Origin of the sequence: Paenibacillus turpanensis (assembly GCF_011421635.1) — a bacterium.
Lineage (GTDB): Bacteria > Bacillota > Bacilli > Paenibacillales > YIM-B00363 > Paenibacillus_AK > Paenibacillus_AK turpanensis.
The window spans coordinates 1-6,468 of sequence record NZ_WTLI01000043.1; the positions used below are offsets into that span (position 1 = coordinate 1).

Genomic DNA, 6,468 nt, shown 5'->3' on the forward strand with positions numbered 1-6,468 from the left:
CATCCCGGAATTTATGGCGGTTGAGGGACCGCTTGAATTTGATCGGCTGAAGTCGGCGCTGCAGCAGCTGTGCGATAGGCATGAGACGCTGCGGACAGGCTTTGAGCTGCGGAATGGGGAGCCGGTACAGATCGTGCGGGACACGATGGAGCTGGATATTACTACGCTGGAATGCACCGAGGAGGAGCTGCCTCGCATGATGGAGGAGCTCGTGCAGCCGTTCGATTTGGCCAAGGCGCCGCTGTTCCGGGCGGCCGTGATCCGTACGGGAGAGGAACGGTATGTGCTGTTCACTGATATGCACCATATTATATCGGATGCCGTTTCGATGGGCGTGTTCATCGAGGAATTTAGGAAGCTGTACGCAGGCGAGCCGCTGGAGCCGCTGCGCGTGCAGTACCGGGATTATGCGGTATGGCAGCAAAAATACGCCGAATCGGAAGCGTTCCGCGAGCATGAGCGTTACTGGCTGGAGCAGCTGTCCGGCGAGCTTCCGGTGCTGGAGCTGCCGACCGATTATCCGCGCCCGGCCTTCCAAACCTTTGAAGGTGCAAGATGGAATGCGGAGCTGCCGGCAGAAACACTTGCTTCCCTGCGCCGAATCGCCCAGCAAACCGGCAGCACGCTGTACATGGTGTTTTTAGCGGCGTATAAGCTCCTGCTCTCCAGATATACGGGACAGCAAGAGATCCTCGTCGGCTCGCCGATCGCAGGAAGGACGCAGGACGATCTTCATGCCCTAATCGGCATGTTCGTTAACACACTGGTCATTCGCACGGAGCTGAGCGAAGAAGAAAGCTTTACGCAGCTGCTGCTTCGCGTGAAGGACAGCACCCTGCGTGCCGGCGAGCATCAGGAATATCCGTTTGAGCTGCTGATTGAAAAGCTGGATATGAGCCGTGATGTCAGCCGCAACCCGGTATTCGATACGATGTTCGATTTCCAATATAAGCCGAATCAAGAGCTGAGCCTGGATCAAGTACGAATTACACCATTGATGCTGGAGAGCCCGACTTCGAAATTTGATCTTAGTCTTGATGTTCTTGAGGAAGAGGAAGGGATTACGCTCAGCTTTGAATATTCGACAAGGCTTTTCCGCAGAGAGACGGTTGAGCAGTTATCCGAGCATTACATGAAGCTGCTGTCGAGCATCGCGGATGAACCGGATGCTCCGCTGGCGGAGATCAGCCTCCTTCGGGAGGACGAACGTACACGCATGACTGTGGATTGGAATACATGCCGAGCAGCTGCAGTAGAGCCCGTCTGCGGTACCTTCCATGAATGGTTTGAAGTGCAGGCGGAACGGACGCCGAATCATGCAGCCATTCGCTATGGAAGCAATCAAATGAGCTATGCGGAATTAAACGCGAAGGCGAATCGTCTGGCTCACCAGCTAATTGAGCATGGAGTCGCTGCGAATGCGGCCGTCGCGATTATGACGGAGCGTTCGCTGGATATGATCGTCGGTGTGCTCGCGATTTTGAAGGCTGGGGGAGCCTTTGTCCCGATCGATCCGAATTATCCGCAGGAGAGGATTCAGTTCATGCTGGATGATTGCGGCAGTAAATGGCTGGTGACGCACCGACAGCTTCAACAGCGGGTGGTGTTTAGCGGGGTTGTTGTAGAGCTTGATCTTGATCTTGATCATCTCGCGGAGTCTGTGGAGATGCTTGACAAGGCCAAGGACAATCCGAGGACTACGGTTCAGCCGGGCGATCTTGCTTACATGATTTACACTTCCGGTACGACGGGGAAGCCGAAGGGAGTCATGATCGAGCATCAAAGCTGGATGCAGGCTTCCGCTGCATGGATCACGGAATATCGGCTTCAGACGATGCCGGTTCGGCTGCTGCAAATGGCGAGCTTTGCGTTCGACGTATTTGCCGGAGATTTGTCCCGGGCGCTGTTAAATGGCGGTCATCTGGTCATTTGTCCGGAGGATGTGAAGCTGAACCCGCCGTCACTGTATGACCTTTTGCAGCAAAACCGGATTACTTTGTTTGAGTCGACACCGGCCCTGGTTGTACCGCTTATGCAATATATCGCGGAGGAGCGTTTACCGGTCGACCATCTGGAGCTGCTCATTTTAGGCTCTGATAGCTGCTCGAAGGAAGATTTTGTGTTCCTGATGGAGCAGTTCGGCTCGCGGATGCGCATATTGAACAGCTACGGCGTTACCGAAGCGTGCATCGATTCAAGCTATTACGAAGCGACCACGATCGATGAGCTTACGACGACGACCGTACCGATTGGGAAGCCGCTGCAGCATGCCAGCTTTTATGTGCTTGACCGCCTGCACCGACTACAGCCCGCTGGTGTATACGGAGAATTGTATATTGGCGGCAAAGGGGTAGCCAGAGGCTACCATGGCCGGCCGGAGCTCACCGCCGAACGCTTCATCCCGAATCCATTCGTGGCTGGGGAGCGGCTGTATCGAACGGGTGACGTGGTGCGCTGGCTGCCCGACGGCAATCTGATCTTCGCGGGCAGAAGCGACCGGCAGGTGAAAATTAACGGGTACCGGATCGAGCTGGGTGAAATCGAAGCGGTGCTTTTGAAACAGCCGATGGTGCGCGAGTGTGCGGTCGTTGACCGTACTGAGCTGTCGGGATCCAAGACGCTTTGTGCTTACGTTGTCATGGATCAAGCTGCTGCGCTGGATGCAAAGGAATTAAAGGAATCGCTGCTGCGGGAGCTTCCTGGTTATATGGTTCCGGCGCATGTTGTCCAGCTTGACAAGCTTCCTTTAACACCGAACGGGAAAATTGATCGGACTCGGCTGCCTGTTCTACAGGCTCCGGCGACGGACGACTCTGCTTACGTCGAACCGACAGGTGAGGTGGAAGGACTGCTCTCTGAAATTTGGAGCGAGCTGTTAGGAGTTCCGAGGGTTGGCAGACAGCATCACTTCTTTGACTTGGGCGGCGACTCGATTAAAGCCATTCAACTGGCTTCTCGATTGCGCAAGCATGGCTTGACGCTTGATATTTCCAAGCTGTTCCTGTATCCGACGCTGGAGCAGCTGGCCGTTCATGTCAAACAGGCGGCAGTTGTGATCCCGCAGGAGCCGGTAGAAGGTAATGTTCGGCTGACGCCGATTCAAAACGAATTCTTTACCTTCGACGATAAAGAGCTGCATCACTATAACCAATCGGTTGTGCTGGAATGCAGCAGCGAAAGGCTTGTCCCGCTTCACATTCAGACCGCAATGAGCCGATTGGTCGAGCATCACGACGCGCTGCGAATGGTGTTTTTCCAAGAGGACGGTCAATGGAAGCAGCGGAACCGGCCGTTACTCCGCAGCGAGGAAGAAGCGTTCCATTTCTACGAGTTTGACCTGCTTGAGGAAAAGGAGTCTCAGGATAAGGTAACAAAGGAGCTGGACCGGCTCCAAGGCTCGTTTAGTTTGGAACACGGGCCGCTCGTCACTGTCGCTTTATTCCATGCACCGGATCGGGATTACTTGGCTATGATCGTTCACCATTTGGTGGTGGACGGCGTTTCCTGGAGGATCCTGCTGGAGGACTTCGACACTGCCTATACCCAAGCGAAGCAGGGCTTGCCTGTACAATTACAGGAGAAGACAACCTCGCTGCAGGACTGGGCGGAAAAGCTGCACGGGCTGGCCGCTGACGGCGCCTTCGACCGAGAGCTTTCCCACTGGAAAGCGATTGAAAATGCTGCAGCAGGTCAGCTTCCAAAGGAGGCGGCCGCGCAGTTACAGCCGACTGCTGCCTCCACGGCATGGGAATCGGTGGAATGGACAGAGGAGCAGACAAAGCAGCTGATGACCGAGGCTCACAAACCGTACAACACCGATATAAACGATATTTTACTCGCCGCACTCGGCATGGCTTTGTCCGAGTGGTGCAAATCGGAACAAATTGCGATCAGCCTGGAGAGCCATGGCAGAGAATCGATCATTAAGGACGCCGATGTTTCCCGTACGGTCGGCTGGTTCACCAGCCAATATCCAGTGCTGCTGACGCTGCCTTCCCAAGTGGATTTGGGTTATCAAATCAAGTCGGTGAAGGAGCAGCTCCGGGCCGTTCCGGGCAAAGGGATCGGTTACGGCTGGCTGAAGCTTACCGGACGGGGGCTGTCCGCCGCATGGCAGCCGGAGATCAGCTTTAACTATTTCGGAGAATTTACGGCCGGCGGATCAGACGGGAAATTTGAAATATCCTCCGTTTCGAGCGGACATGAAATCGGAGCCGAGCGGAAACGGGAATTTGCGCTGGATATCAATGGAGCTGTAACGGATCACAAGCTGCAGTTTTCGTTTAGCTACAGTACTCAGGAGTTTACATCCGAGAAGATTCGCAGCCTAGCGGACGCGTTTAAGGCAAAGCTGCTGGACCTGATCAACCACTGCTGTGCCAAAACAGAACGAGAGCTAACTCCGTCCGATCTCGGAACGAATAACGAGCTTTCGATCGATGAGCTACATGACCTTTCCAGTCTAGTTGCCAGCAAAATCAAACTTTAGGAGGAATCGCTGTGGGAAACGGGGCCGAGATCCAAAAAGTGTATCCATTGTCACCCATGCAATCGGGGATGCTGTTTCATTCCATTACGGATCGCGATTCACACGCTTACTTCGAGCAAATGGTGATGCGTCTGAAAGGCCATTTGGACAAGGTTGCTTTTGTCGAGAGCTTTCAGAGATTAATTCAAAGGCATGAGGTGCTTCGTACCATCTTTATTTACGATCAAGTGAAGAAACCGCTGCAGGTCGTACTAAAGGAGCGAAAGGCGGAGGTCCGGTTCGAAGCCGCTTATCCGATGGAAGCCGGGGAGCAGGCCGAATACGAGAAACGTTGGATCGAGCAGGACAAAAAAAGAGGCTTCGATCCGACCTCGGATTTGCTAATGCGGGTTTCTGTGCTGCAAACGGGCAATGAGGAGTACACCGTCATTTGGAGCCACCATCATATTTTGATGGACGGCTGGTGTATGAGCATTTTGTTCGGAGAGTTTTTCGAAATTTATAAGGCGCTCTGTGCCGGTCAAGCCCTAAGCTTGCCGGCTCCGGCTCCATTTAGCCAATACATCGATTGGCTGGAAAAACAGGATAAAGCCCGGGCTTCCGCTTTCTGGAAAACGTATCTCGACGGCTTTGGGCAAACGACCCCGATTCTGAAAAGCGCCCATGCCGCGCGCGGCGATTACGTTTATAACGTGTTCTCTCGCGTACTGGATGCCGAGCAGTCCGCAGCGCTGCTGGAAGCGGCGGGAGAATGCAAGGTAACACTAAACAATTTTATGCAATCGGCATGGGGAGTTCTTCTGCAAAAGTATAACCACACCCAGGATGCCGTGTTTGGTTCCGTCGTGTCGGGAAGACCGGCCGAGCTTGCGGGTGTCGAGGAAATGATCGGCTTGTTCATAAATACGCTGCCGACCCGGGTTCGCTCTGAGGGAGTGGAAACATTCGCCGAGCTGGCAGCCGCCTTTCATGAAGCCTCGGCACAGGCAAGAAGCTATGAATACTATCCGCTGTATGAAATTCACGCGGAGCGCAGCTTGAAGGAAGGGCTGTTTGATCACCTGATAGCATTTGAGAATTTCCCGGTATCCAAAGAAGTAGAGAGCATGAGCGAGGATCTGGGGCTTGGCTTCACGATTGAAGCGGATGAGGAAAGCTTCGAACAGACGAACTACGATTTTAATTTGATCATTGTTCCGGGCAGCTCCATTAAGCTGAAGGTACAATTCAATGAAAGCGCAGTTCGCGTGGAGAAAGTGGAGCAAATCCTCAGCCACTACATGTACATTTTATCTCAGGTATCGGCAAACCCTGAGATTCGCTTATCGGAAATCGAGACAGCCACGCCGGAGGAACGCCGCACGCTCGTGTGGGAGTGGAATGCGACAGAACGGGAATACAACCGTTCGCTTCGCATCCATGAGCCGTTCGAAGTGCAGGCCGAACGCTATCCTGAGCGGGCTGCGCTGTGCATGGACGGGCAGGAGCTGCCGTACGGCGAGCTGAATCGCCGCGCCAATCAGGTGGCGAACTACTTGCTGCAGCAGGGCGTCGTGCCGGGCACGTTCATCGGCATCATGATGGACCGCGGCTTTGACATGATCGCCGGCGTGCTCGGCATTTTGAAGGCCGGCGCGGCCTACATCCCGGTCGAGCCGTCCTTCCCGGCGGCGCGGCTGGAGCACATCTTCGGCTCGATGAAGGTGCCGCTTGTGCTGACGCAGGCGCGGCATGCCGAGAAGCTTTATGCGCTGGAGGGTTTGCTGCCCGAGCTAGGGCTCGCTCGCGGGGTCTTGCTCGACGAGCCGGGACTGCTGTCCGGCTTCGACGAGGCGAACCCTGTTGCGCTCGAAGGCGCAGCGGCGGACCAGCCGGCTTACGCGATCTTCACTTCGGGCTCCACCGGTGTACCGAAGGGCGTGATCGTCCGTCATCAGCCGGTAATCAACCTGATCGAGTGGGCGGAGCGCATGTTCGGC

General features: G+C 54.9%; 2 protein-coding genes. Both read left to right on the forward strand.

The window, feature by feature from the left end; all coding sequences use genetic code 11:
• The coding region (locus GQS10_RS22515) for a non-ribosomal peptide synthetase (protein WP_166246508.1) at window positions 1–4,489 on the forward strand (4,489 nt) is incomplete at its 5' end.
• Window positions 4,490–4,500: 11 nt separating this feature from the next.
• Window positions 4,501–6,468, forward strand: a 1,968-nt coding sequence (locus GQS10_RS22520) for a condensation domain-containing protein (RefSeq protein WP_166246510.1), incomplete at its 3' end; no start/stop codon positions are given.